The sequence below is a fragment of the Micromonospora sp. WMMA1998 genome (assembly GCF_027497375.1).
GTDB lineage: Bacteria > Actinomycetota > Actinomycetes > Mycobacteriales > Micromonosporaceae > Micromonospora > Micromonospora sediminicola.
The window spans coordinates 3616191-3641364 of the sequence record NZ_CP114911.1; the positions used below are offsets into that span (position 1 = coordinate 3616191).

23 protein-coding genes are annotated in these 25174 nt (G+C 74.5%); 14 read left to right on the forward strand and 9 right to left on the reverse strand.

Annotated elements, in window-relative coordinates; translation table 11 throughout:
* Positions 1 to 169: 169 nt before the first annotated feature.
* The 7 genes from O7600_RS16275 to O7600_RS16305 are packed head-to-tail and all read left to right on the forward strand — an operon-like array spanning position 170 to position 8612.
* The gene (locus tag O7600_RS16275) at positions 170 to 1342 is read left to right on the forward strand and encodes a hypothetical protein (protein WP_281588300.1); all 1173 of its coding nucleotides are present in this window, start codon (positions 170 to 172) and stop codon (positions 1340 to 1342) included.
* On the forward strand, positions 1329 to 4166 hold the full coding sequence (locus O7600_RS16280) for an ATP-binding protein (RefSeq protein WP_281588302.1): 2838 nt from the start codon (positions 1329 to 1331) through the stop codon (positions 4164 to 4166). Before O7600_RS16275 ends, O7600_RS16280 begins: the two co-directional genes overlap by 14 nt.
* Complete coding sequence (locus O7600_RS16285; protein ID WP_091569071.1) at positions 4163 to 4627, forward strand: roadblock/LC7 domain-containing protein; 465 nt, start codon at positions 4163 to 4165, stop codon at positions 4625 to 4627. Before O7600_RS16280 ends, O7600_RS16285 begins: the two co-directional genes overlap by 4 nt.
* Positions 4624 to 5073, forward strand: coding sequence for a DUF742 domain-containing protein (locus tag O7600_RS16290; protein WP_281588305.1), 450 nt, complete (start codon positions 4624 to 4626; stop codon positions 5071 to 5073). Before O7600_RS16285 ends, O7600_RS16290 begins: the two co-directional genes overlap by 4 nt.
* Positions 5051 to 5812: an ATP/GTP-binding protein gene (locus tag O7600_RS16295; RefSeq protein ID WP_176558981.1), complete on the forward strand. Its 762-nt coding sequence runs from the start codon at positions 5051 to 5053 to the stop codon at positions 5810 to 5812. The genes O7600_RS16290 and O7600_RS16295 overlap by 23 nt, the downstream gene beginning before the upstream one ends.
* Positions 5813 to 5858: 46 nt before the next feature.
* Entirely contained in the window at positions 5859 to 6356 is a 498-nt protein-coding gene (locus O7600_RS16300) for a hypothetical protein (protein WP_281588308.1), read from the forward strand.
* A 39-nt stretch (positions 6357 to 6395) separates the two neighbouring features.
* Positions 6396 to 8612, forward strand: coding sequence for an AAA family ATPase (locus tag O7600_RS16305; RefSeq protein WP_281588310.1), 2217 nt, complete (start codon positions 6396 to 6398; stop codon positions 8610 to 8612).
* Between the two features lie 52 nt (positions 8613 to 8664).
* Here the strand turns inward: O7600_RS16305 and O7600_RS16310 are convergent, their stop codons facing one another.
* From O7600_RS16310 to O7600_RS16325, 4 genes are all read right to left on the reverse strand, one after another.
* Positions 8665 to 9822: an SRPBCC family protein gene (locus O7600_RS16310; protein WP_281588312.1), complete on the reverse strand. Its 1158-nt coding sequence runs from the start codon at positions 9820 to 9822 to the stop codon at positions 8665 to 8667.
* A 2-nt stretch (positions 9823 to 9824) separates the two neighbouring features.
* On the reverse strand, positions 9825 to 10277 hold the full coding sequence (locus tag O7600_RS16315) for a hypothetical protein (protein WP_281588314.1): 453 nt from the start codon (positions 10275 to 10277) through the stop codon (positions 9825 to 9827).
* Between the two features lie 256 nt (positions 10278 to 10533).
* On the reverse strand, positions 10534 to 11043 hold the full coding sequence (locus O7600_RS16320) for a GNAT family N-acetyltransferase (protein ID WP_281588316.1): 510 nt from the start codon (positions 11041 to 11043) through the stop codon (positions 10534 to 10536).
* 150 nt (positions 11044 to 11193) lie between these two features.
* Positions 11194 to 12096: a hypothetical protein gene (locus O7600_RS16325; RefSeq protein WP_281588318.1), complete on the reverse strand. Its 903-nt coding sequence runs from the start codon at positions 12094 to 12096 to the stop codon at positions 11194 to 11196.
* A 157-nt stretch (positions 12097 to 12253) separates the two neighbouring features.
* On the opposite strand from O7600_RS16325, the gene O7600_RS16330 reads away from it, so the two are divergent.
* The gene (locus O7600_RS16330; protein WP_091569036.1) at positions 12254 to 12466 is read left to right on the forward strand and encodes a hypothetical protein; all 213 of its coding nucleotides are present in this window, start codon (positions 12254 to 12256) and stop codon (positions 12464 to 12466) included.
* A gap of 6 nt (positions 12467 to 12472) precedes the next feature.
* On the opposite strand, the gene O7600_RS16335 is transcribed toward O7600_RS16330, so the two are convergent.
* The 4 genes from O7600_RS16335 to O7600_RS16350 all read right to left on the reverse strand — a co-directional run bounded on the left by O7600_RS16335 (position 12473) and on the right by O7600_RS16350 (position 15946).
* Positions 12473 to 12868, reverse strand: a complete 396-nt coding sequence (locus O7600_RS16335; RefSeq protein WP_281588320.1) for a DUF3263 domain-containing protein — start codon at positions 12866 to 12868, stop codon at positions 12473 to 12475.
* Between the two features lie 137 nt (positions 12869 to 13005).
* Positions 13006 to 14019, reverse strand: a complete 1014-nt coding sequence (locus tag O7600_RS16340) for an ABC transporter permease subunit (protein WP_099163465.1) — start codon at positions 14017 to 14019, stop codon at positions 13006 to 13008.
* Positions 14016 to 15017, reverse strand: a complete 1002-nt coding sequence (locus O7600_RS16345; RefSeq protein WP_281588323.1) for an ATP-binding cassette domain-containing protein — start codon at positions 15015 to 15017, stop codon at positions 14016 to 14018. The genes O7600_RS16340 and O7600_RS16345 overlap by 4 nt, the downstream gene beginning before the upstream one ends.
* A 143-nt stretch (positions 15018 to 15160) precedes the next feature.
* Positions 15161 to 15946, reverse strand: coding sequence for a DeoR/GlpR family DNA-binding transcription regulator (locus O7600_RS16350; protein WP_281588325.1), 786 nt, complete (start codon positions 15944 to 15946; stop codon positions 15161 to 15163).
* Between the two features lie 199 nt (positions 15947 to 16145).
* Here O7600_RS16350 and O7600_RS16355 point away from each other — a divergent pair, with 199 nt between their 5' ends.
* The 3 genes from O7600_RS16355 to nagA are packed head-to-tail and all read left to right on the forward strand — an operon-like array spanning position 16146 to position 19169.
* Entirely contained in the window at positions 16146 to 17075 is a 930-nt protein-coding gene (locus tag O7600_RS16355) for a sugar isomerase (protein ID WP_281588327.1), read from the forward strand.
* Between the two features lie 55 nt (positions 17076 to 17130).
* A complete protein-coding gene (locus O7600_RS16360; protein ID WP_281588329.1) occupies positions 17131 to 18063 on the forward strand; it encodes an ROK family protein in 933 nt (310 codons plus the stop codon).
* Positions 18060 to 19169, forward strand: a complete 1110-nt coding sequence (nagA, locus tag O7600_RS16365; RefSeq protein ID WP_281588331.1) for an N-acetylglucosamine-6-phosphate deacetylase — start codon at positions 18060 to 18062, stop codon at positions 19167 to 19169. Before O7600_RS16360 ends, nagA begins: the two co-directional genes overlap by 4 nt.
* 8 nt (positions 19170 to 19177) lie before the next feature.
* On the opposite strand, the gene O7600_RS16370 is transcribed toward nagA, so the two are convergent.
* Positions 19178 to 20386 carry a DUF4032 domain-containing protein gene (locus O7600_RS16370; RefSeq protein ID WP_281588333.1) on the reverse strand — a complete coding sequence of 403 codons (1209 nt, stop codon included), beginning with the start codon at positions 20384 to 20386 and terminating at the stop codon, positions 19178 to 19180.
* A gap of 130 nt (positions 20387 to 20516) precedes the next feature.
* On the opposite strand from O7600_RS16370, the gene O7600_RS16375 reads away from it, so the two are divergent.
* From O7600_RS16375 to O7600_RS16385, 3 genes are all read left to right on the forward strand, one after another.
* The gene (locus tag O7600_RS16375; RefSeq protein WP_348651383.1) at positions 20517 to 21254 is read left to right on the forward strand and encodes a phosphatase PAP2 family protein; all 738 of its coding nucleotides are present in this window, start codon (positions 20517 to 20519) and stop codon (positions 21252 to 21254) included.
* Positions 21255 to 21338: 84 nt separating this feature from the next.
* Positions 21339 to 23870, forward strand: a complete 2532-nt coding sequence (locus tag O7600_RS16380; protein WP_281588337.1) for a glycosyl hydrolase family 18 protein — start codon at positions 21339 to 21341, stop codon at positions 23868 to 23870.
* Positions 23871 to 23942: 72 nt separating this feature from the next.
* Positions 23943 to 25172: an APC family permease gene (locus tag O7600_RS16385; protein WP_281588339.1), complete on the forward strand. Its 1230-nt coding sequence runs from the start codon at positions 23943 to 23945 to the stop codon at positions 25170 to 25172.
* The last annotated feature ends 2 nt before the right edge of the window (positions 25173 to 25174 follow it).

Below are 25174 nucleotides of genomic sequence, written 5' to 3' on the forward strand. Positions count from 1 at the left end.
TCACCTCCTTGACGTTCCGTCATACCCACCGAAGTGACGTGAAGCCGACTCATCGACCGAGGTTCCGACCACGCCCGGTTCGGCTACTTTTCCGGTCCGGTGCACGGGACTGCGTACGGCGACCTCCCGGGGCACCGCATCACCCTGCCGTCGCCGGAGGAGACAGACCATGACAGTTCCCGCGCCGCGGGTCCGTCGGCGGCCCTCCGTACCGGGCCGTGTCCTGCCCCTGCTGCTGGTGCTGGCGCTGATCGCCCCGCTCGGTCTGCTCTTCGCCCAGGCCTCCGGCACCACCGCCGACGACCACGACCTGGCGACCCGGGAACGCCTCGGAGTCCGCTACCTGCGCGCCCTCGGGCCGGTCACCGACGCGCTGGTCGAGGCCCAGTCCACCGCCGTCGCCGGGGCGCCGGTCTCCCGCGCGGCGCTCAACGCCGCGATCGAGCGGGCGGCCGAGGTGGACACCGAGGTCGGCGACGAGCTGCGCAGTCACGAGCGCTGGGCCGGGCTGCGGGCCAAGCTGGAGGCGCTGCCGGACCGCGGTCTCGGCGACCCCGAGGCGGCCTACCGGGCGTACGGGGAGGCCACCGACCTGCTGCTGGCCCTCTACCGGAAGGTGCGGGAGAGCTCCGGCCTGATCCGCGACCCCCGGGCCGACTCCTTCTTCCTCCAGGACGGCATCGGCGGCGACCTGCCCACCGCGACCGTGCTGGCCGGCCGGCTCGCCGACCTGGTCCGGCTGGCCCCCGCCCGCCCCGCCGCCGAGCGGGTGAAGACCGGCACCGAGCTGGCCGAGCTGCGGGTCGCCGCGCTCGGCCCCGCCATGGACCTGGTCGCCGACCTGCGCTCGGCGGTGGACAGCTCGGAGAGCACCGACCTGGGCGCCAACGTGCTCACCCCGCTGGACACCTACCAGCGCTCGCTGGAGGCGTTCACCGCGTTCTCCGCACCCACCGCCGGGCGCGCCGCGCCGAGCACCGACCAGCTCACCAACGCCGGCCTGACCGCCCAGAACGCCGCCAAGGAACTCCGCACGGTGATCCTCGACCAGCTCGACGCGCTGCTGCAGGAGCGGCTGGACACGCTCGACCGGGACCGGCTCCTGGCCCGGATCGCGGCCGGGGTCGCGGTGGCGCTGCTGGCCGGGCTCGCCGTGGTCCAGCTCGCCGCGCTGCGCCGGGGCCGGCACCGCTCCACCGAGGCGCGGGAGCCGGCCGAGGCCGGGCGGCCGCCGACCGGCCGCCCGGACCAGCCGGTCGCGACCCGGCCCGCCGACCGCCAGCCCGTCACGGTCGGCGGCGGCGACGCCGAGCGGTGGAGGCCGTTCGATGCTGCTCGCTAGATTGCGGATCCGGGGCAAGCTCGCCCTGCTGGTGATCATCCCGCTGCTCAGCATGGTCGGGCTGGCCGTGCCGGTGGTCGTCGACCGGGTGACCACCGCGCAGCGCGCCGCCGACACCGCCGAGACCGTCCGCGTCGCCAGCCGGATCGGCAGCCTGGTCCAGGACCTCCAGCAGGAACGCCTGCTCTCGATCGGGCTGCTGCTCGGCCGGGTCACCCGCACCGAACTGGTCCAGAAGTCCGTCACCGTCGACGACCGGGTCGCCGACCTGCGCGCCGAGACGCTGCCGGCACCGGTCCGCACGGCCCTCGACGGGGTACGCACGCTGGCCGACGTCCGCACCGCCGTGCTCGCCGGCCGGGCCGCACCGGAACAGATCCTCACCGCGTTCGCCGCGGTCGACACCGCCCTGATCGAGTCGTTGCGGCTGCCGTTCCAGGTGGACACCGACACCGCGGCCGGGCGGCAGGTGCTCGCCCTGGACGCGCTGCTGCGCGCCGACGAGGGGCTGAGCTCCTGCGCCACCCAGATCGTGCTGGTCAAGGCGACCGGCGACGCGAAGGTGGCCGGCTCGTACATCGCCTGCATGGCCGCGCTCAACGTGGACAACCAGCGGTTCCGCAAGCTGATCACGCCGGAGCAGCTCAAGCTGGCCCGGCTGGACGACGCGGCCGTGGCGGCCCGGACCAGCCCGACGTTCCTGGTCGACAGCGTCCGGGACCCGATCGGGGCGATCGCGCCGGTGCCGCTGGAAGCGCTCTTCCCCTCGGTCCGCTCGATGATCACCCTGGGCCAGTTCGTGGAGAAGAAGGTCGTCGCGGACGTGATCGCGGAGACCCGCACCGAGCAGCGGACCGCGTTGACCGCGGCCTGGCTGGTCAGCGTCGCGGCGGTCCTGATCCTGCTCCTCGTGGTGTTGCTGAGCATGGCCGTGGCGCGGACGGTGGCCCGGCCGCTGAGCCGGCTCACCCGGTCCGCCGAACGCGTCGCCCGGGTCGCCGAGGCCGAGCTGACCCGGGTCGCCGACGACGAGACCGAGTCGGTGCCACCGGTACGCCTCGACCCGGTGGACGTCGACGCCCGGGACGAGATCGGCGACCTGGCCCGCGCGTTCGAGCGGGTGCAGCACACCGCCGCCCGGCTGGTCGAGCGGCAGGTGGCCGGCCGGCGCAACGTGGCGCAGATGTTCGGCCACGTCGGCCGGCGTACGCAGAACCTGGTCGGCCGCCAGATCGCGCTCATCGACCGGCTGGAACGGCAGGAGGCCGACCCGGCCCGGCTGGAGCACCTCTACCGGCTCGACCACATCTCCAGCCGGCTGCGCCGCAACGCCGGCAGCCTGGTGGTGCTCTCCGGCGCCACCGGCTCGGACGGACACGTGGCGCCGGTCCCGCTGGCCGACGTGGTGCGGCTCGCGCTCGGCGAGATCGAGGACTACACCCGGGTCGACGTGCAGGTGCCACCCGGCGTCTCGGCCGCGCCCGCGATCGCCGGCGACCTGGTGCTGGCGCTGGCCGAGCTGATGGAGAACGCCACCTCCTTCTCACCGCCGCACACCCGGGTGGTGGTGGCCGGCGAGCTGACCGACGGCGGCGCCCGCCTCACCGTGGTCGACCACGGCATCGGCCTCGCCGCCGAGCGGCTCGCCGAGGAGAACGCCCGCTTCACCCGGCGGGAACGGCTCGACCTCGCGCCGACCGAGGTGCTCGGCCTGTTCGTGGTGGGCCGGCTGGCCCGCCGGCACGGCTGGACGGTCCGGTTGGCCGCGACCTCGGGCGGCGGGGTCACCGCCGGCGTGGAGATCCCGGCCGCCTCGCTGGTGGTCCGCCGGCCGGAGCGCCCCTCCGCCACGGCGGCCCGGGCCACCGTCGCACCCGCGGAGCGGCAGCCGGCACCGGCCACCGAGGCGCCGGCACCCGGCCGGCCCGCCGACGGTCGGCCGGTCGACACCCCGCCGGCCGCCGTCGAACCGGCCGGGTTCGACGCCGAACTGCTCACCCGGGCCACCCGCAGCATCGCCACCGGCGAGTCGTGGGACGCGTTCGGCAGTCAGCCCGACACCCCGGACCCGGCCGGTCCGCGGGACGTGCCGGTGGCCGCCCCGGCCGGCGGCGCGCCGGTCGACGATCTTCGCTTCCCCACCGCCGGGCCGCCGCCGGCCTGGCCGCCCGCCGCCGGCCCGGCGACCACGCCACCCGCCGGCCCGGCTCCGTACCCCGCCGCCCCGACCCCGCCGACACCGGTCGTCGGCCCGGCACCGGCCGCTCCCCCGGCCGCCGGGCCGACGACCGGCCCCGCCCGCGTACCGTCCGACGGCCTGCCGCCCGGCCCCGCCTTCCCGCCGGCCGGCCCACCGCCGGTGCCCCCGGCCGGCCGGCCGTCCACCGGACCGGCCCCGGTCGGCCCGCCGGCCGGGCGACCCGGACCGGCCGGCACCCGGCCGATCCGCAAGCGGGTGCCCGGGGCGAACCTGCCCACGGGCACCCCGGCGGCCCCCGCCGGCCCGGCCACCGGGCCGCTGATCGGAGTCCCCGCCGACCCGGCCTCGGTCCGGGCGCTGGTCGAGGCGTTCCAGGACGGCGTACGCCGGGCCGAGGACGACGTCACCCCGGCCCCGCCGACGCCGGGACGCCCCCGGCTCAGCCGGCGGGTGCCCGGAGCCAACCTGGCCGTCTCCCCGGTGCCGGCCGCGCCCCCGGCCAGCTCCGACCCCGGCGACCCCGTCGAGGTCCGCAACCTCATCACCGAGTTCGAGGCGGGCGTCGCCCGTGCTCTGCGCGAAGTCAGTACCGACCGTCGCTACGAAGAGGATCCATCACGGTGACCAGCCCGTTCCTGCACGACAACGTCGAACAGAGCTCCACCGGCGACCTCAGCCCCGAGGCGCGTACCTTCAACTGGCTGCTCGACTCGTTCACCTCCAGCACCGCCGGGGTGATGGAGGCGATCGCGGTCTCCTCGGACGGGCTGCTGATGGCCATGTCCGCCATCAAGGACCGGTCCAACGCGGAGCGCCTCGCCGCCGTCGTCTCCGGCATGACCAGCCTCGCCGGCGGTGCCGCGAGCTGGTACGCGCTGGGCGCGCTCAACCGGGTGATCGTCGACATGGCCGAGGGCTACCTGCTGATCAGCGCGATCAGCAGCGGTTCGGTCCTCGGCGTGGTCGCCGACCGCTCGGCCAACCTGGGCACCGTGGCGTACGAGATGACGCTCTTCGCGGGCCGCGCCGGCGGCGCCCTGAGCCCCCGCCTGATCGCCGAGCTGAAGAACGCCGTCCAGCAATGATCCCGGGGGCCGCCGGCGGGGACCCGGAGCCGGAACCCGGCGTCCGGATCCGTCCCTTCCTGCGCGCGTCCGCCCCGGTCGACGAGCCGGACGCGGTCGATGGGGAGCCGACCGGCCCACGCCCGTTCGTGCTCACCGCCGGACGGGTGGACGGTGACCCGGCGATCGGCCTGGAGACCCAGGTGACCGCCCGCGCGGGCAGCGGCACCTGGGCGGTGACCGCCCGGCTGGCCCCGGAGCTGGCGGCGATCGTCGCGATCTGCGCCGAGCCGGTCTCGGTCGCCGAGATCTCCGCCCGTACCCGGATGCACTTCGGGGTGACCCGGGTGCTGGTCGGCGACCTGCGCGCCGCCGGTCATCTCGACGTGCACGTCGCGGACGTCGACGACGCCCTCGATCCCGACATCATCCTGCGAGTGATTGATGGACTCCGTGCGATCTCCTGAATGGCCGGCGGCGGCCCTGGGCGGGCCGTCCGCGAACAGCGCCCCCACCCGCTACGGCGGGCCGGCCCCGCTGATCGGTCGGGCCACACCGCCCCCGCCGGCGCCGCCGCCGCTGCCGTACCGGCCCCCCGGCGTGCCCGGCGAACCGGCCCCGATCGTGCGACGGGCGCCCGCGCCCCGCCCGCCGATCCCGGTGAAGATCCTCATCGCCGGTGGCTTCGGGGTCGGCAAGACGACCACCGTGGGCGCCATCTCCGAGATCGCGCCGCTGACCACCGAGGCGGAGATGACCAGCGCCGGCATCGGCGTGGACGATCCGGGTGGGGTGGCCGGCAAGACCACCACCACGGTGGCGATGGACTTCGGCTGCGTGACCATCGACCGCAGCCTGAAGCTCTACCTCTTCGGCACGCCCGGCCAGGCCCGGTTCGGCTTCATGTGGGACGACCTGGCCCGGGGCGCGCTCGGCGCGCTGGTGGTGGTGGACAGCGCCCGGCTCGACGACTGCTATCCCGCGATCGACTTCTTCGAGCGGGCCGGACTGCCGTTCGCCGTCGGCGTCAACGCCTTCGACGGGAAGCTGGCGCTGGACCTGCCGTCGATCCGCTGGGCGCTGGCGATCGCCGAGCACGTGCCACTGGTGCAGTTCGACGCCCGGGACCGGCTCTCCGTCCGGGACGCCCTGCTGGTCGTCCTGGACCGGGCGCTGGACCGGGCGACCCGGTCCCGGGAGGGTTGAACCGACGCTCGGTCCGGTCCGTTTTCTGGCGAAGGGGGTGGACGCGATGAGGGGTGATCTGGACGAGACACTGGCCCGGCTGGCTCGGCGCGAGGAGGCGCGGCGCCGACGGGAGCCGCCGCCCGGCGAGCCGGCCGAAGCGGCCGAACGGGGTGGCGTCGCCGACGGGCTGCCGGACGGGCCGCCGGACCGGCGCGCCGGGCACGGCGCGTACCGGCTGCGGGGCGGTGAGGCGCCACACCGGCGGGACCCGGTCGAGGAGGTCGCCGAGGCGGTCCGACGGGTGGTCGCCGAGCATCCCGGGCTCGACGTGACGCTCCGGGTCGAGCTGGGCGGCCAGGCGTACCCGCTGCGGGTCTCCTGGGCGGGCCCGGCGGTGACGGTCGGCCCGGCCGCCGCGCCGGCGCCCCCGCCGGCCTGGCCGATGTCGGTGAAGACGGTGCCCGCCCCCGGGCACGACCCGCTGGACACCGACCCGGCGGCCCGGCTCGCCGAGATGATCCGCCGGGACCCGTCCCTGCTGGAGGACCCCGGCCCGCGCTGACCCCCGGCGGGGTGTGGTGCCGGCGGCTACTGTCGGCGGGTGGCGGAACCCGACCTGACCCTGACCGCGAGCCTGCGGCCGGCCGCGCTGGACGCCCGCCGGGGCGTCGTACGCCTGCACCCCGAGGTGCTGACCGCGCTGGCCCTGCGCCCCGGCGACCCGGTGCGCCTGACCGGTCGCCGGGTGACCGCCGGCATCGCGGCCGCCGCCGAGCCGGGCACCAGCAGCGCCCTGCTGTACGCCGACGACCTGCTGCTCGGCAACCTCGGCGTGCGGGCCGGCGGGCAGGTCACGGTGAGCCCGCTGCAAGCCGCCCCGGCGCGCCGGGTGACAGTGGCCGGCCCGGCCGCGGTGGTCGCCGCGGTTCCGCCGGAGATGCTGCGGCTCGCGCTGCTGGGCAAGGTGGTCACCGCCGGCGACGACGTCTCGCTGCTGCCGCAGGACGTGCTCCCGGACGCCGCCGTGCGCGGCCTGGTCGAGGCGGCGCGGCGCAGCCTCGCCAGCTCCGTCGGGTACGCCTGGACCAGCACCCTGCTCACCGTGGTCGCGGCCGAGCCGGCGACCGGCGCGCTGGTCACCATGGACACGGTGGTGGGCTGGGAACACGGCCCGGCCACCCGCGGCTCCGGCCCGGCGGAGGTGCCCGACTCCGCGCCCGTCGCGACGGCGGCGGAGGGTCTGCTCGGTCCGGAGGACGCGCCGGACGTGGACGAGCTGCCCGGCCTGCGGGCCCAGGCCGAGGAGCTGACCGAGCTGCTCGACCTGGGTTTCCACCACGGCGAGGTGTTGGGCCGACTGGGCACCACCGTCTCGCTCGGGGTTCTCGTCGAGGGCCCGGCGGGCTCGGGCAAGGCAGCGCTGGTCCGCGCCGTCGCCGCCCGGGTGGGCGCGCGGATCCGTCCGCTCTGGGCACCGGAGCTGGCCGCGTCGACCGCCGACGCGGCGGCCCGACGGTTGCGCGAGGCGGCCTCGGCGGTACGCGCCGGCGGACCCGCCGTGCTGCTGGTCACCGACGTGGAGGCGATCGCCCCGGCCGACGAGCCGGGCCCGCTGGCCACGGTGTTCCGGCAGGTCGTCGCCGAGACGGTACGGGCCGGCGCGGCGGTGGTCTGCACCAGCGCGCGCCCCGAGGCGGTGGACCCGGCGCTGCGCGGCCCGGACCTGCTGGCCCTGCGGATCACCGTGCCGCTGCCCGACCCGGCGCTGCGCCGGGAGCAGTTGACAGTGCTCACCCGCCAGGTGCCGCTGGCCGGCGACGTCCGGCTGGACGAGGTGGCGGCGCGTACCCCCGGTTTCGTCGCCGCGGACCTCGCGGCGCTGGTCCGGGAGGCCGGGGTGCGGGCCGCGTTGCGGCAGAAGACGGCGGAGACGCCGACCGTGGCGATGGCCGACTTCACCGCCGCGTTGGAGGTGGTCCGGCCGACCACCATGGCCGCCTCCACGCTGGAGCTGGCGTCGGTGACGCTGGACGACGTGGGCGGGCTGCACGAGGTCCGGCAGACGTTGACCGAGTCGGTGCTCTGGCCGCTGACCTATCCGGACACGTTCGCCCGGCTGGGTGTGACGCCGCCGCGCGGGGTGCTGCTCTACGGGCCGCCCGGCTGCGGGAAGACCTACCTGGTCACCGCGCTGGCCGGCTCCGGGCGCGCGAACGTGCTGTCGGTGAAGGGCGCCGAACTGCTCTCCAAGTGGGTGGGCGAGAGCGAACGCGCGGTCCGCGAGCTGTTCCGCCGGGCCCGGGAGGCGGCGCCCACCCTGGTCTTCCTGGACGAGGTGGACGCCCTGGCCCCGGTACGCGGCCAGGCCACCGACGGCGGCACCACGGACCGGGTGGTCGCCGCGCTGCTCACCGAGCTGGACGGGGTGGAGGCGCTGCGCAACGTGGTGGTGGTCGGCGCGACGAACCGGCCGGAGCTGGTCGACCCGGCGCTGCTGCGTCCCGGCCGGCTGGAACGCCTGGTCTACGTGCCCCCGCCGGACGGTCCGGCCCGGACCGAGATCCTCCGGGCGGCGGCGCGGAACGTGCCGCTCGCGCCGGAGGTGGACCTCGACGCGCTCGGCGGCGACCTGGACGGCTTCTCCGCGGCCGACTGCGCGGCGCTGGTGCGGGAGGCGGCGCTGGCCGCGATGCGCGAGTCGCTGAGCGCCCGCACGGTCACCGCGGCGCACGTCGAGGCGGCCCGCGCCCGGGTACGCCCGTCGCTCGATCCGGTGCAGCTCGCCCACCTCGAGTCGTACGCCGCCACCCGGCGGTGACGGCTCAGTCGGTGGGCAGCGCCGCCGGGACTCCCGGCCGTCGCGGCGACGCTCACTCCCCACGCTCCTCACGCCGACGGCGGACCACCGGACGGCGGGGCGCCTCGGGGGCACGACGGGCCCGCTCCTCGCGGGGTTCCCGCTCCGCGCGCTGCGGGCGGCGGGCCCGCTCGGGCTGCCGCCGACGCGGCGGCTCCTCCTCCTCGGGCTCCTCGTCGTACTCGTCGTCCTCGAAGTCCTCGCCGTCGTCGTAGTCCGCGTACTCCTCCTCCGCGGGCGTGGGGCGACGGCGTGCCGGGGGCCGGCGGCGGCCACGCTCGGCGGGTCGGCGCTCCTCCTCCGGCTCCTCGGACTCGGTCTCCGGCTTCTCGGCGCGGCCCTCCTGCTCCTCGCGGAGCGCGGTCTCGTGGTCCTTGACCACCTGGGAGTCCTCGATCTCGCCGCGCCAGCCCTCGACGGAGTCGGGGTCGAGCACGGTCTCGGTCATCACGTGCCGGACGAAGTGCTTCAGCTCCAGCCGCACGCGGCGACCCTGGGCCCGCCAGAGGTTGCCGGTGTGCTCGAACAGACCCTGCGGGTGGTACTCCAGCACCACCAGGATCTTGGTCAGCTCGGGGCCGACCTCGTGGAAGCTGACCGTTCCGTCGACGGAGCCCTTCTCGCCCTTCGACCGCCAGTGGATGAGCCGGTCCGGGATCTGCCGGACGATGGTCGACTCCCAGGTCCGGTGCGACCAGAGGACCTGCGCCTTCCAGGTCATCTTCTCGTCTTCGTCGTTGTCGGCCTGCTCGACCTTCTTCATGAAGCTCGGGAAGTCGCCGAACGTCGTCCACTGGTTGTAGGCCACCCGGACCGGCACGCCGACCTCGATGGTCTCGACGATGTTGGTGACCTTGAGCTTCTTGCCGCCGCCCTTGCCACCCTTGCCGCCGCCGAACGCCGACATCAGCTTCTCCTTACCGCCGGCCACGCCGGCATGGAACATGGCCTTCAGCGGGGAGTTGCCGTCGGCGAGCTTCTGCGCGCCGGTGGCCGCGGCGACCAGGCCGGGACCGCCGCCCTGCTTCGCGTACTCGCTGAGTCGACCGGTGGCGCCGGTGACCCGCTCGGTGACCACCTGCACGGCCCGTTCCCCGATCGCGGAGGCGAGGTTGCGCAGCTCGTCGCCGATCTGTTCACGTGCCCGGTCGGTGAGGCTGGTGGGGGCCATCGTCACCGCCCCCGTCCAGGACGGACCGGCGCCGGCCGCTCGGCCCGGTCCTCGTCGTCGCGGTCCTCGTCGTCGTCGACCATGGGCTGCTCGTCGAGTTCCTGCTCCTCGTCGGGCGCCGAGCGCTCGTCCGCCGGCTGCTCGCCGGAGCGGCGGCGCAACGCGTCGGCGCCGCTGCGCAGCCTGCCGCTGACCGCGTCGATGCCGCTGCCGGCGGCGGCGGTCGCCGCGGCCCGGCCGGCGGTGACCAGCGGCGCGCCGAGCTTGCCGAGGTTGCCCAGTTGAGGGCTGGACCCGAGCAGGCCGGTGGCCATCTGCTTCAGGCCGCCGGGGTTCTGGCTGGCCCGGCCGGCCGCGACGGCGGCGGCCAGGGTGAGTGCGGTCCGCAGCTTCCTGCGGCGGCCGAGGACATATCCGAAACCGACCGCCAGGGCGATCCGAGCTCCGCTCTTCATCAGTTCTCCTTCGCTCCCCGGCGGAAGGGACACCACATGCTGGAGCAAACCCGGGAGACAGCTGCCGGGGATCAGCGAAAAAGGGCCTGCGACCGGTGTCCCGCCATCAGCGGACCCGGCGGGCAGTACCCGTCAGCACATGTGCGAAACATTTCCTTGGGGAATGCGAATGGTGTCGCAGAAAAGGATGAAAATCGCACCGAAGCCTAAATGAGCAGGGAGAACACAGAATGATTGCCTTGCGGCAAGCGTGTGTTCAGTGGCTCGGAATGGTCGAGTCGAGACACATTCTGGCGTGCACCTTGCCGTTCTCTTCGTGCAATTCCGCGCCGCATCGACGAAGAACGGAAAGAGCGCCGGCATTGTCCGGCGTGGTGTCCGCGACGACCGTGTGCATTCCGGCCGCCGCAGCGACGTGCAGCAACTCCCGCAGCGCGGCGGCACCCAGGCCCCGCCCCCGGGCCGACCGGCCCAGCCACATGCCGGTCTCCACCACCCCGGGCTCGTCGCGGCGGGCCATCCGCACCATCCCGACCACCTCGCCGCCGGAGACGACGGCGTACATGGCGGTGCGGGTCGGGCCGGCCAGACCGCCGGAGCTGGCCCGGTGGAACTCACGGAAGGCGTCCCGACGGGCCAACGACCAGCCGGCCGGAGCGTCCACCGGGGGCATCACGTCCTCCGGCTCAGCCTCGGCCGCCGCTACGGAGAGCAACGGCTCCAGGTTGCGCTCGTCCACCGGCTCCAGCCGTACCGCACCCGTCACGAGCCGCAGTCTGCCGCCCGTTCCGCCGCGCGTCCACCCCTTTGGGGACCTACTGCCGGTACGGCGGAGCGGGTCGGCCGGTCGTACCCCCGGGGTGTTCCGCCTCACGCTGCGTTGTCATCCGACCGGTCCGTTCCGGCGTGAGCGTGCTCACCCGACCGGTCCGAACTCGCAGAGCGCCACCGAGGCGTCGTCGCTGCGCTTGCGCCGGCGCAGCCGGTCGGGGTGGTCCCGCTCGGCCACGCGGACCCGGTCGATCAGCCCTTCCGGCCCCTCCACGGCCGCCACCTCCAGCAGGCCGGCCCAGTCGAAGAGGCCGAACTGCTCGACCGCGCAGGAGGCTCCGTCGCTGAGCAGCGCCACGCGGCGCAGCGCACCCGGCCCGCGCAGCGGGACCGCGCCGGTCACCGCGTGGTAGGCGGCGTCCGGATCGGCGGCCGCCGCCCAGTAGCCGTGGGTGCGGTTCATCCGCGTCCGCTGCACGCTCATCGCGCGCCGGAACCGGACCGTCGGGTCGACCTCGTCGTCGGGCAGCGCGGCGGCGACGCGCCGCAGGTCGGCCAGCGCGGTCTCCAACCGGTCGTCGGTGACCACCTCGACCTCCCGGTCGGTCTGCAGCACCAGCGGGCTGTCGCAGAGCACCAGGTAGTCGGCCCGGTCGCCACCCTCGCGCAGCAGGCACACGGTCGACGACGGGGTCCCCGGGTGGTCGAGGTCGCACACCCCGCCGTGGTCGGCCCGTACCGCCAGGATCGCCGCCGCCAGGCTGCTCATCAGCGTCGCACCGGGTCGGGCGGCGACCGCCACGCCGATCCGGGCGGCCAGGTGACGGACGTACCAGGCCGGGCCGTGGACGCATCCGGTGTCAAAGCCCTCCGGCACGGTCGCCCCGTCGAGGACGCCGACCAGCGGACCGAACCGGAAGACCACGTCCTCGTTCTCCGGCCGGCCGGGCGCCGGGTCGGAGGCGGAGCGCACCCGCATCAGCGGCGCCTGCCCCACCGCCCGGGCCGGGCTGCTGCCGGTCGCGTACCGGCGGTCCGGTGCACCCATCGCTGCACTCCCTCCGTCGTCGCACGCCGCCTACCCGGGGGGCGCGGGGCCATGCGACCTCGCCCCACCGGCACATCTCGGCAACCTTGCGTCACCGCATCGGCGCAGCCGGTAGCGTCATCCCCGATCGGGTCCGAACGAGCGCCAGGGGGTCGCGATGTTGGAACGGTTGCACGAGTCGGGAATCCGGGCGGAGCACGCCTACGTCGCCGGGTTCGTCAGTATCGGGCTCTCATTCACGAGTTGGTTCCTCTCCAAGAGCCTGGAGCGTGCCGGGGTGGCGCGGGCGGACCGCTGGGGCATCTTCATCGGCGAGTGGGCGCCAACCTTCTTCGCCATCGGCAACGGGCTGCGCACGTACGAGAAGTGAGGCCGGTCAGCGCCGGCGGTTGCGTGCCCGCGACGAGCGGAGCCGCCGCAGCCGGCCGATCAGCACCGGCTCCGCGGCGAGCGCGGCCGGATGGTCCAGCAACGCGTTGAGCAGCTGGTAGTAGCGGGTCGCGGAGAGACCGAAGGTGTCCCGGATGGCCTGTTCCTTGGCGCCGGCGTGCTTCCACCAGCGGGACTCGAAGGCGAGGATCCGCCGCTCCCGCTCGGTGAGCCCGGCGACCGGCTCCTGCCCGACCGGCTCGGCCGCGTCGGGGGACGGCGCCTCGTCGGGCGGCGCGGACTCGACCGGCGGCGCCGAGCGGGGCGGGGGGACGGTGGGCGGCGCGTCCGGGGTGGACGGCTCGGCCCGGTCGGTGGCCCGTGGGGTGGCGTCGGCGGACACGGCGCTCCTCTCCGACGGCAGATGACCGGCGCGGGGTACGCGCCGGCCGGGGGGACCCCAGCGTAACCAGGGCCGTCCCCGGCCGCATCGCACGCGCGGTCCGCGCCGCCGGCGTCGGCCGGCGGCGCGGACGGCGGTCAGGAGATGTCCCGCCGGCGCATCGTCCAGAACGCCCCGACCAGGGCCGCCACGGCCCCGACGCCGAACACCACTGCCGACTGCTGCCAGGTCACCACGTACTTGGCCGGTTCGCAGGCGCCCTTGGCGAACTGGCAGGTGTCGTAGTCGAACAGCTCCGCCTGCTTCAAGAACCACGACTGGGCGTACGTGGAGAGCACGTAGCGGTCGCCGAACGGCACCGAGAGCACGCCGACCGCGATCCGGATGCCGATCTCGCTGATCGCGAAGACCGCCACCGCCGCGCCCAGGGCCATGGCGGTGTGCCGACCCAGCGAGGCGAGCGCGAAGGCCACCGCGCCGACCACCAGCACCAGCGCCACCGCCCGCAGCCCGTCCAGCCCGATCGAGCGCCAGACGCCGGCGGTCATCTTCGCGGTGGTGCCGCGGGACGTGCCGATCAGCCAGAACGCCGCCGTCCAGAGCGCGCCGAGCACCACTGTCACGCCGAGCACGGTGGTGAGCAGGGCGGCCAGCTTCGTACCCAGCACGGCGAGCCGTTTCGGTCGCCAGAGCAGCAGGTTCATCATGCCGCCGGTGTTCCACTCGGCACCGACGAAGGAGGCGCCGACGATGAACGCGAAGAGCGCCACGGCCCCGGCGAAGACGGCGATGAACGTGGGGAACTCGGCCCGGAAGTCGAACTGGTAGGGCAGGTTCCACTTCGGGTCGAACATCTCGGGCTGCGGCTGGTAGTCCTTGCCGCAGTTCGGGCCGAACCGCTCCTCGGTCTGCTCGCCGCGGGCCTGGGCGGCCTCGCAGTCGGCCACGGTGCGCTTCCAGTCCTCCACCGACCGCTTGTACTGGGCGTCGGACTCCGCCTGCGCGGCGGCGACCACCTCGGGCGAGAGCTTGTGGCTGGAGAAGCTGAACGCGGTGGCGACGGTGGCGAGCCCGACCAGCAGCAGGACGAGCAGCAGCCGGGTGAGCCGGCGCTTGCCGAGCCGGCGCAGCTCGGTGACGAACAGGCTCATGCGCCCCAACCTCCCGCGGTGCCGGTCTGGTCGACCTTGGCGGACTGATCGACCTGACGGTGCTGGCCGGGGACCGGCGCGGTCGCGGTCAGTTCGAGGAAGACGCTCTCCAGGTCGACCGCGACCGGGGTGAGCTCGCTGACGTAGAGACCCTGCTCGGCGAGGAGCCGGCTGACCTCGGCCGGCTTGTCCACGCCCGACAGCATGAGGTGGTCGGCCTCGCTGGCCGCGACCCGGATGCCGGAGCGGGTCAGCGTCGCGGCGGCCTGGGGCAGGTCGCTGACCGCCTCCAGCCGCACCCGCACGCTGCCCTGCGAGTGCGCCGCGAGCACCTCCTCGACCGGCCCGTACGCGACCCGCCGGCCGAGCGAGATGATGGTGACCGAGTCGCAGATGAGCTGGATCTCGCCCAGGATGTGGCTGGAGAGCACCACGGTCATCCCGGACTCGGCCAACCCGCGCATCAGCCCGCGCATCTCCCGGATGCCGCCCGGGTCGAGGCCGTTGGCCGGCTCGTCGAGGATCAGCAGCTTCGGGTTCTTGAGCAGCGCCGACGCGACGGCGAGTCGCTGCTTCATGCCGAGCGAGTAGGTCTTCACCCGCTCGCCGGCCCGGTCGCGCAACCCGACCAGCTCCAGCACCTCGTCGACCCGCTGCCTGGGCAGCTCGCCGGCCTGGGCGAGCAGGCCCAGGGTGTCCCGCGCGGAGAAGTGCGGGAAGAACTGCGGGCTCTCCACGATGGCGCCGACCTGCCCGGCGACCGCCGGCAGCGCGTGCGGCAACTCCTGGCCGAGGATCGCCATCCGGCCGCCGTTGGGGCGGATCAGCCCGAGCAGCGTACGCAGCGTGGTGGTCTTGCCCGAGCCGTTCGGGCCGAGGAAGCCGTGCACCTGGCCGGCCTCGACCCGCATGTCGAAGCCGTCGAGCGCGTGGCGTACCCCGCGTTTCCGGCTCCGGTACGTCTTGCGGAGACCCTCGATCTCCAGGACAGCCGACACAGCTGACCTCCCCCGATGAGTAGGTGACAGCGACACCATACGCGGTATGCACGCGAAGGCAATACCGGGTATGCACGTGTCGGCGTGTTAAAAAGGGGCCCCTCCTCTACCGGAGGCGTTAACCGGGGGCCCTTCCTTGCACCTCAGGCGCAGACGACGTGCACGCCCGCGTCCCGGAACGCCTGCACCACCGTGGGGGAAGCACCGGAGTCGGTCACCAGCGTCTCGATCCGGTCCACCGGGCAGATCCGGGCGAACGCGTGCCCGCCCAGCTTGGACGAGTCGGCGATGACCACGACCCGCTTGGCCCGGGCCACCATGAGGCTGTTCATGGCCGCCTCACCCTCGTGGTGGGCGGCGGCGCCGAGCTGCGGGTCGATCGCGTCCACGCCGAGCAGGGCGACGTCCAGGGTGACCTCGCGCAGCAGCGCCCCGCCCAGCGGGCCGACCAGCTCGAACGACTTGGGCCGCACCACGCCGCCGGCCACCACCACCTTCATCCGCGAGCGCACCAGCAGCTCGTTGGCGATGTTCAGCGCGTTGGTGACCACGGTGAGCTGGGCGCCCTCGGCACTGGTGTTGAGATCCGGACGGACCGCCAGGGCGCGGGCCACCTCGGTGCTGGTGGTGCCGCCGTTGAGCCCCACCACGGTGCCCGGGGTGACCAGCGCCGCGGCGGCGGCGCCGATCCGCTGCTTCTCCGCCGAGTGCTTGGCCGTCTTGTAGCGCAGCGGCAGGTCGTAGGAGACGCCGTTGGCGACCGCGCCGCCTCGGGTCCGCGTGATCATCTGCTGCTGGGCGAGCTGGTCGAAGTCCCGCCGGATGGTGGCCTGGGAGACGTCGAGCCGCTCGGCCGCCTCCTCGACGCTGACCCGGCCGCTGTCGGTCAGCATCTCGAGCAGCGCGTTCCAGCGCGCGTAGCGGTCCACCGCGGGGGCCTCCCCTGACTGTGCACGAACGGTGATTGATTGCGTGCACAGTAGTGCGCGAAACTGGGTCTGCGCAAAACCCTGTGCTGCGCGAACCGGGAGACGGTTGCCACAGCCACCCGACTTCGCGCAGAATGACGCGCGAAAGACGGCTGTATCGCGCCCTATTGCGCAAGGTCTCCCCTGGCGAGGAGTTGTCATGGCGTTCGTGCACGCGGAGATCGCGAGCCAGCCCGACTGCTGGCGGGAGGCGGCCCGGCTCGCCCCGACCGTCGCCGGGCAGCTGCCGCGCCCCGGCGAGCGGGTCGCGGTGGTCGGTTGCGGCACGTCGTGGTTCATGGCGGCGGCGTACGCGGGGCTGCGCGAGGGCGCCGGCCAGGGCGAGACGGACGCCTTCCAGGCCAGCGAGTTCCCCACCGGCCGCCGCTACGACCGGTTGATCGCGATCACCCGTTCCGGCACCACCACCGAGGTGCTCGACCTGCTCGCCGCGCTGCGCGGGCGGATCCCCACCACGGTCCTGGTCGGCGACCCGGACTCCCCCGCCGTCGCCCTGGCCGACGCCACGGTCGCGCTGCCCTTCGCCGACGAGCGCTCGGTCGTGCAGACCCGCTTCGCCACCACCGCGCTCGCGCTGCTCCGCGCACACCTCGGTGAGGACCTCGGCCGGCTCGCCGCCGACGCCGAGGTCGCCGTCCGGGTGCCGCTGCCGATCGACCCGGCCCGCATCGAGCAGGTCACCTTCCTCGGTCGCGGGTGGACCGTGGGTCTGGCCCAGGAGGCGGCGCTGAAGTGCCGCGAGGCGGCCACGTTCTGGGCCGAGGCGTACCCGGCGATGGACTATCGGCACGGCCCCATCTCGGTCGCCGCCCCGGGCCGGCTGGTCTGGGCGTTCGGCGACATCCCGGACGGTCTGCCGGAGGACGTGGCGGCCACCGGCGCCGCGTTCGTGCACAGCCGCACGCACGGCTGCCGCACGGTGCTGACCAGTTGGGCGGCCGGCCGCAACCCGGTCGACCCGATGGCCGACCTGATCCTGGCCCAGCGTTTCGCCGTCGCGCTCGCCACCAGCCGAGGTCTCGACCCCGACGCGCCGAGGCATCTCACCCGGTCCGTGGTTCTGGCATGAGCGAACGCACCGAGCGCAGCGAGGGCCATGAGCGCATGCCCGGCTGGCAGACGGCGTGAGGGGCGGCGACGAGGTCGTCGTCGCGCTGGACGTGGGCGGCACCGGAATGAAGTGCGCCCTGGTCCGGCCGGACGGCACGACCGTGCACACCGAACGGCACGCCACCGACGCCCAGCGCGGCCCGGACGCCGTGGTCGACACCGTCCTGGAGGTGGCCGACGGGCTGGCGGGGAAGGCGCGCGCCGCCGGCCTCACGCCGGTGGCCTGCGGCATCGCCGTGCCCGGGGTGGTCGACGAGGCCCGCGGGGTGGCGGTCTGGTCGGCCAACGTGGGCTTCCGGGACGTACCGCTGGGTGACCTGGCGGCCACGCGCCTCGACCTGCCCGCGGCGCTCGGCCACGATGTGCGGGTGGGCGGCCTGGCCGAGGCCCGGCTCGGCGCCGGCCGGGACGCCGGGCACGTGCTCTTCGTCGCGATCGGCACCGGCATCGCCGCCGCGCACGTGGTCGACGGGTCGGCCGCCGTCGGCGCGCACGGCGCCGCCGGGGAGATCGGCCACATCCTGGTACGCCCCGGCGGCCCGCCCTGCGGCTGCGGCCGGGCCGGCTGCCTGGAGGCGGTGGCCTCGGCCTCGGCGATCGGCCGTCGCTACACCGAGTTGGCCGGCACACCGGCGACCGCCGCCGAGGTGGCCGACCGGGCGGCGACCGGCGACCGCCTCGCCGAGCGGGTCTGGCGGGAGGCGGTCGAGGCGCTCGCCGACGGTCTGGCCACCGGGCAGGCGCTCTACGATGTGGCGACAGTGGTGCTCGGTGGCGGGCTCGCCCAGGCCGGCTCCCGGCTGTTCGACCCGTTGCGCGACGCGCTGCGGGAGCGGCTGACCTTCCACCGCGAACCGCGCCTGGTCGCGGCCGCCCTCGGCGACGAGGCCGGCTGCCTGGGCGCCGCCCTGCTGGCCCTGGACACCCTGGCGAAGGAGAGCCGATGACCGCGCGCGTGACCGGCAAGGTGGTGACCCCGACCGGGGTCATCCGGCAGGGCTGCGTGGAGATCCGGGACGGCCGGATCAGCGCGGTGGCCGACTACCCGTCGGTGCGTGACGGCCACTGGATCGTGCCGGGCTTCGTCGACATGCACACCCACGGCGGGGGCGGCCACACGTTCACCACCGGCGACCCGGAGTCGGCCCGGCAGGCCGCCGCGTTCCACCTCGGACACGGCACCACCACGCTGCTGGCCAGCCTGGTCAGCTCCCCGTTCGCGCTGATGCGGGACGCCACCGCGGCCTTCCGTCCGCTGGTCGAGGAGGGGGTGCTCGCCGGCATCCACTTCGAGGGCCCCTACCTGTCGGCCGACCGCTGCGGCGCGCAGAACCCGGAGTTCCTCCGTGACCCGTCCACGGCCGAGCTGACCGAACTGATCGAGCTGGGCGGCGGCGCGGTGCGCATGGTCACCCTGGCCCCCGAGCGGGACGGCGCGACGGCGGCGATCGAGCTGCTGGTCGGGCGCGGTGTGGTCGCGGCGGTCGGGCACACCGACGCCTCCTGGGAGCAGACCCGCGCGGCGGTGGCCGCCGGCGCGAGCGTCGGCACCCACCTGTTCAACGGGATGCGTCCGGTGCACCACCGTGAGCCCGGCCCGGTGGTGGCGCTGCTGGAGGCCCCGAACGTGGTCTGCGAGCTGGTCGCCGACGGCGTCCACCTGCACGACGGCATGCTCGGCTTCGCCACCTCGGTCGCCGGCCCGGAACGGGCCGCGCTGATCACCGACGCGATGGCCGCCGCCGGCATGCCCGACGGCGAGTACGAGCTGGGCGGCCAGGCGGTCACCGTGGCCGACGGCGTGGCCCGGCTCAGCCGGGACGGGGCGATCGCCGGCAGCACGCTGACCATGGACGCCGCCCTGCGGCACGCGGTCGACGCGGGGGTCGCGCTGCCGGACGCCTGCCGCATGGTGTCCACCACCCCGGCCCGCGCGATCGGCCTCGGCGACCGGGTGGGCGCCCTCCAGACCGGCCTGCGCGCCGACCTGGTGGTGCTGGACGACGACCTGAACGTGGTCCGGGTGATGCGCGGCGGCGACTGGGTGGAGTGACCCGGCCGTCAGGCGGTGGGGACCTCGACGCCGAGCACGGCCTGCTCGTCCGGGCGGTGCACCAGCACGTCGGCCAGGTAGGACTGCACGGCCCGGCGCATCCCGACGTCCCGACCGGCCTGCTCGGAGAGCAGCCACTTGTGCTCGATGATCTGTGCGAACAGCTCCTGCGGCTCCAGCTTGCGGCGCAGGTGCGCCGGCACCGCCCGGACCACCGGCTCGAAGACCTCGGTGAGCCAGCGGTGCGCCGCCTGCTGCTCGTCGGTGAGGTCGCTCTCCACCCGGTAGGCGTCCAGGTCGTTGAGCAGCTTGCGGGCCTGGTTCTCCTCGGCGTCCAGGCCGGTGAGCCGCAGCAGCCGTCGGGTGTGGTAGCCGGCGTCGACCACCTTGGGTCGCACCAGGTAGCGCCCGTTGTCGACGGTCGACATGGCCACCTCGGCGACGTCGAAGCCCAGCTCGTTGAGGCGCCGGATGCGGCCCTCGATGTCGTGCCGGGCGGCGCGTTCGACCTGCTGCTCGTAGGTGATCTCGTGCCAGAGCCGCTCGTAGCGCCGCACGACCTCCTCGCACACCAGCTCGGGGTCGATCGACTCGTGCAGCAGGCCGGCGGCCTGGAGGTCGAGCGCCTCGCCGAAGATGTTGACCCGGGCGATCTCCAGGTCCTCGCCGCGCTGGCCGTTGGAGAGCGAGGGGTGCAGCGCGCCGGTCTCGGCGTCCACCAGGTAGGCGGCGAACGCGCCCGCGTCCCGCCGGAACAGCGTGTTCGACAGCGAGCAGTCGCCCCAGAAGAAGCCGGTCAGGTGCATCCGGACGATCAGCGCGGCCAGCGCGTCGAGCAGCCGGTTCATCGTCTCCGGCCGCAGCGTGTTGGAGAACAGCGCGCGGTAGGGCAGGGAGAACTGGAGGTGCCGGGTGATCAGCACCGGGTCGAGCGGCTCGCCGTCGTCGGTCTGCCGGTCGGCCACGATGGCGATCGCCTCGACCGACGGGAAGTCGATCCGCTCCAGCGCCCGCAGCAGGTCGTACTCGCGTTCGGCGACCCGCTCGCCGGTCTCCTTCACCGCGTAGACGAAGCCGCCGAGCCGGACGAACCGCACGATGTGCCGGGAGATGCCCTGGGGCAGCGCCACCAGGTGCTCGGCAGGCCACTGCTCCAGCGGGGTCGACCAGGGGAGGTCGAGCAGCGCCGGGTCGACGAGGGCCGAGGTGATCCGCACGGCAACCAGTGTGACCGGTGACCCCCGCGCCGCGCTTCCCTTCGTGGCTCGGCACACAGCCACCGATTGGGTCGGCGCGCTCGGCCGGTAGCGTGGTCGCGTGCGCCAGACCTCAGGGGTACGCCGCGACCTGCGGCTGCGACCGGTCCGACCGGCCGGGTGGTGGTTCGACGGGCTGCTGCTCGCGGCCCTGGTGGCGCTGACCGTGGCGCTCGCCACCGACCATCTGTTCGGGCTCGACCGGGCGGTCGCCGACTGGTCGGCCGCACACCGCCCGACCGCCGCCCGCTGGGTGGCGATGGCGCTCAACCTGCTCGGCCAGGGCACCCCGCTGACCCTGCTGGCGGCCGGGCTGGGGGTGCTGCTCGCGCTGCGGCTGCGCTCGGTGCGGCCGGTGCTGCCGCCGGTGACCGCGTTCGTGCTGACGTTCTTCACGATCGGTCCGCTGAAGGTGTGGACGGCCCGCCCGGCGCCGAGCGCGTCGGTGAAGGAGCCGTTCCTGCCGGCCGAGCAGACGCTGCCGCTGTTCCAGCACGACCTGCCGGTGCGGTTCGCCCAGTCGTACCCGTCGGGACACGTGGCCAACGCGATCGTCTGGTACGGCGTGCTCGCCCTCCTGCTGGCCCCGCTGCTGCGCTCGGTCGGCCGCGCCGTCGGACCCCGGCTGGTCACCGTGGTCCGGGTGGTGCCGCCCGCGGTGGTCTTCTGCACCACCGTCTACCTGGGCTGGCACTGGTTCACCGACTCGCTCGCCGGGCTGCTGCTCGGGCTGCTGCTGGACCGGCTGCTGCACCGGGTGCCCTGGGACGACCTGCCGCTGCCCGGGCGGCTCGGTCCGTGGGCCCGGCCGACCGACCAGCTGGGCTGAATCCCGCCTCTTGTCCTGACGCATCGACGCCGGTATACATTTAGCAACCTTAACAGTTAAGTTTGTTAAATGTAGGAGGTGCACGTGCTGGTGAGACGAATCAGCCGCTGGCTGTCGGCGGGCGCCGCCGGTCTGCTGACCGCGGCCCTGGCGGTCGCCGTCGCCCCGGACGCGCGGTCGGCCGTCGTCGACGACGAGGCCTGCCGGCCCGACGGGCTCTACCGCACGCCCGGGGTCGCGGTGCCCTACTGCACCGTCTACGACACCGCGGGCCGGGAGAAGATGGGCGCCGACCACCCGCGCCGGATCATCGGCTACTTCACCAGCTGGCGCACCGGCCGCAACGGCGCACCCGCCTACCTGGTGAACCAGATCCCGTGGCAGAAGATCACCCACATCAACTACGCGTTCGCCCACGTCGACGGGAACAACCGGATCTCCGTCGGCAACCCGGCCGCGCCGGACAACCCGGCCACGAACATGACCTGGCCCGGCGTGGCCGGCGCCGAGATGGACCCGAGCCTGCCCTACACCGGGCACTTCAACCTGCTCAACAAGTACAAGAAGCAGCACCCGAACGTCCGCACCCTGATCAGCGTCGGCGGCTGGGCCGAGACCGGCGGCTTCATCGACGACACCGGCAACCGGGTGGACTCCGGCGGCTTCTACCGAATGACCACCACCGGCACCAACACGGTCAACACCGCCGGCATCAACACGTTCGCCGACTCGGTCGTCACGTTCCTGCGCACCTACGGCATCGACGGCGTCGACATCGACTACGAGTACCCGACCTCCAACAACAAGGCCGGCAACCCGCTCGACTTCGCCCAGGCCGACGCCAAGCGGGCCGGGCTCAACGCCTCCTACCAGGTGCTGATGCGCACGCTGCGGGAGAAACTCGACCGGGCCGCCGCCGCGGACGGCAAGCACTACCTGCTCACCGTGGCCGCGCCCGCGTCCGGGTGGCTGCTGCGCGGCATGGAGTCCTACCAGGCGTTGCAGTACCTCGACTACGTCAACGTGATGTCCTACGACCTGCACGGCGCGTGGAACCACTTCGTCGGGCCGAACGCGGCGCTCTACGACAACGGCGACGACGCCGAGCTGGCCTCCGGCGGCGTCTACGGCGCGTACTCCGGGATCGGCTACCTCAACACCGACTGGGCCTACCACTACTTCCGGGGCGCGCTGCCCAGCGGCCGGGTGAACATCGGCGTGCCCTACTACACCCGGGGCTGGCAGGGCGTCACCGGCGGCACCAACGGCCTGTGGGGGCGGGCGGCGCTGCCCGACCAGACGAAGTGCCCGGCCGGCACCGGCGGCTCGATCGGCTCCACCATCCCCTGCGGCAACGGCGCGGTCGGCATCGACAACCTCTGGCACGACCTCGACGCCGCCGGCGACGAGGTGCCCGCCGGCGCCAACCCGATGTGGCACGCGAAGAACCTCCAGCAGGGCATCACCGGCGACTACCTGACCGCGTACGGGCTCACCCCGGCCACCGACCCGGCCGACCGGATCAGCGGCAGCTACGCCCGGAACTACTCGTCGGCGCTGGTCGCGCCCTGGCTGTGGAATGCCGAGAAGAAGGTCTTCCTCTCCACCGAGGACGACCAGTCGCTCGCCGCCAAGGCCGACTGGGTCACGGCCAAGGGCGTCGGCGGCGTGATGATCTGGGAACTCGCCGGCGACTACGCCTACGACTCCGCCAAGGGCCAGTACGGCATGGGCGACACGCTCACCACGCTGCTCTACGACAGGTTCAAGGCCGCGCCCGCGTACGGGGCCCGCAAGGCCGGCACCACCATGCCCACGAAGACGCTCGACGTGGCCGTCGGCATGGGCGGCTTCGCGCTCGGCGACAACAACTACCCGATCAACCCGGAGCTGCGGCTGACCAACAACACCGGCGCGCCGATCCCGGCCGGCGCCCAGCTGGAGTTCGACTACCCCACCACCACCCCGGCCACGCTCAGCCAGCAGTCCGGCTGGGCGCTCACCACGGTCTCCACCGGCCACACCGGCAGCAACGTGGGCGGCCTCAAGGGCGACCACAACCGGGTACGCCTCACCGTGCCGGCCGCCATCGCGCCCGGCGCGTACGCCGAGGTGACGCTGAACTACCAACTCCCGATCTCCGGCCCGGCCAACCTCACGCTCGCCTTCGGCGGCCAGACGTACGCGCTGACCGGCGACTGGGCGCGCGGCGGCGCGGTGGTCACCCCGTCGCCGAGCCCGAGCGGCTCCACCCCGCCCGGCGGCGGCACCTGCACCGCCCCGGTGTGGTCGGCGGCCACCGCGTACTCCGGCGGCGCGACCGTCTCGTACGGCGGGCACACCTGGAGCGCGAAGTGGTGGACCCAGGGCGAGACGCCGGGCAGCGCGGCGGTCTGGGCCGACCAGGGCGCCTGCGCCGGCTCCCCGACGCCCACCGCCTCCCCGACGTCCACGGGTGGGGCGTGCACGGCCCCGGCCTGGGCCGCCGGCACCGCGTACTCCGGCGGCGCTGTGGTGTCCCACGGCGGGCACCGGTGGACCGCGCGGTGGTGGACCCAGGGTGACGTCCCCGGGGCCAACAGCCAGGGCGTCTGGACCGACAACGGGCCCTGCTGAACCGGGACCGGTGCCGCCGGCGGATCATGCCGGCGGCACCGGTCGTTCACGTCCCGCCCCTAGGCTGCGGTTGTGGAACGGCTGGCACGACGGCTCGGCGTACCCGACGCGGTCGTCATCGGGTTGGGGTCGATGCTCGGCGCGGGCGTCTTCGTGGTCTTCGCGCCCGCCGCGTCGGCGGCCGGCGGCGCCGGGCTGCTGGTGGCGCTCGCGCTGGCCGGTTTCATCGCGTTCTGCAACGCCACCAGCTCGGCCCGGCTCGCCGCCCGCTACCCGGAGTCCGGCGGCACCTACGTCTACGGCCGGCAACGACTGCACCCGTTCGCCGGCTTCGTGGCCGGGTGGGGATTCGTGGTCGGGAAGACGGCGAGCTGCGCGGCCATGGCGCTGACCGTCGGGGCCTACCTGTGGCCGGGGCGGGCCCGGCTCGTCGCGGTCCTCGCGGTGGTGGCGGTGACCGCGGTGAACCTGCGCGGCGTCGGCAGGACCGCGACCGCCACCCGGGTCCTGGTCGGCGTGGTGCTCACCGTGCTCGCCGTGGTGGCGGTGACCGGCGCGCCGCAGGTGGCCGTCGACCGGCTCACCGGCGGCGGCGACGTCGGGGCACGCGGCGTGCTCACCGCCGCCGGCCTGCTCTTCTTCGCCTTCGCCGGCTACGCGCGGATCGCCACGCTGGGCGAGGAGGTACGCGACCCGGAGCGCACGATCCCGCGCGCCGTGCCGCTCGCGCTCGGCGCGGTGCTGGCCGTCTACCTGACGCTGGCCGTGGTCGCGCTCGGCGTGCTGGGCACCGACCGGCTGGCCGCCGCCTCCGCGCCGCTGGTCGAGGTGGTGTCGGCAGCGGGCCGCCCCGGGCTGGCCTGGCTGGTCCGGGCGGGGGCGGCCGTCGCGGTGACCGGGGTGCTGCTCTCCCTGCTGGCCGGCGTCGGCCGCACCACGCTGGCGATGGCCCGCCGCCACGACCTGCCGGCGACCCTGGCGGCGGTGCACCCGCGCCACCGGGTGCCGCACCGCGCCGAACTGGCCGTGGCCGCCGTGGTGATCGTCGTGGTGGCGCTCGGCGACGTGCGGGGCGCGATCGGCTTCTCCAGCTGCACCGTGCTGGTCTACTACGCGATCACCAACGCGGCGGCGCTGACGCTGGGGCGGGACCCGGCCCGGAAGCTGCCGGTGCGGGCGCTCGCGGCCCTGGGACTGGTGGGCTGCCTGCTGCTCGCGGTCAACCTGCCGCTGCCCAGCGTGCTCGCCGGCTTCGGCGTGCTCGCCCTCGGCGCCGCCTGGTACGCCCTCCGCCACCGCTGAGC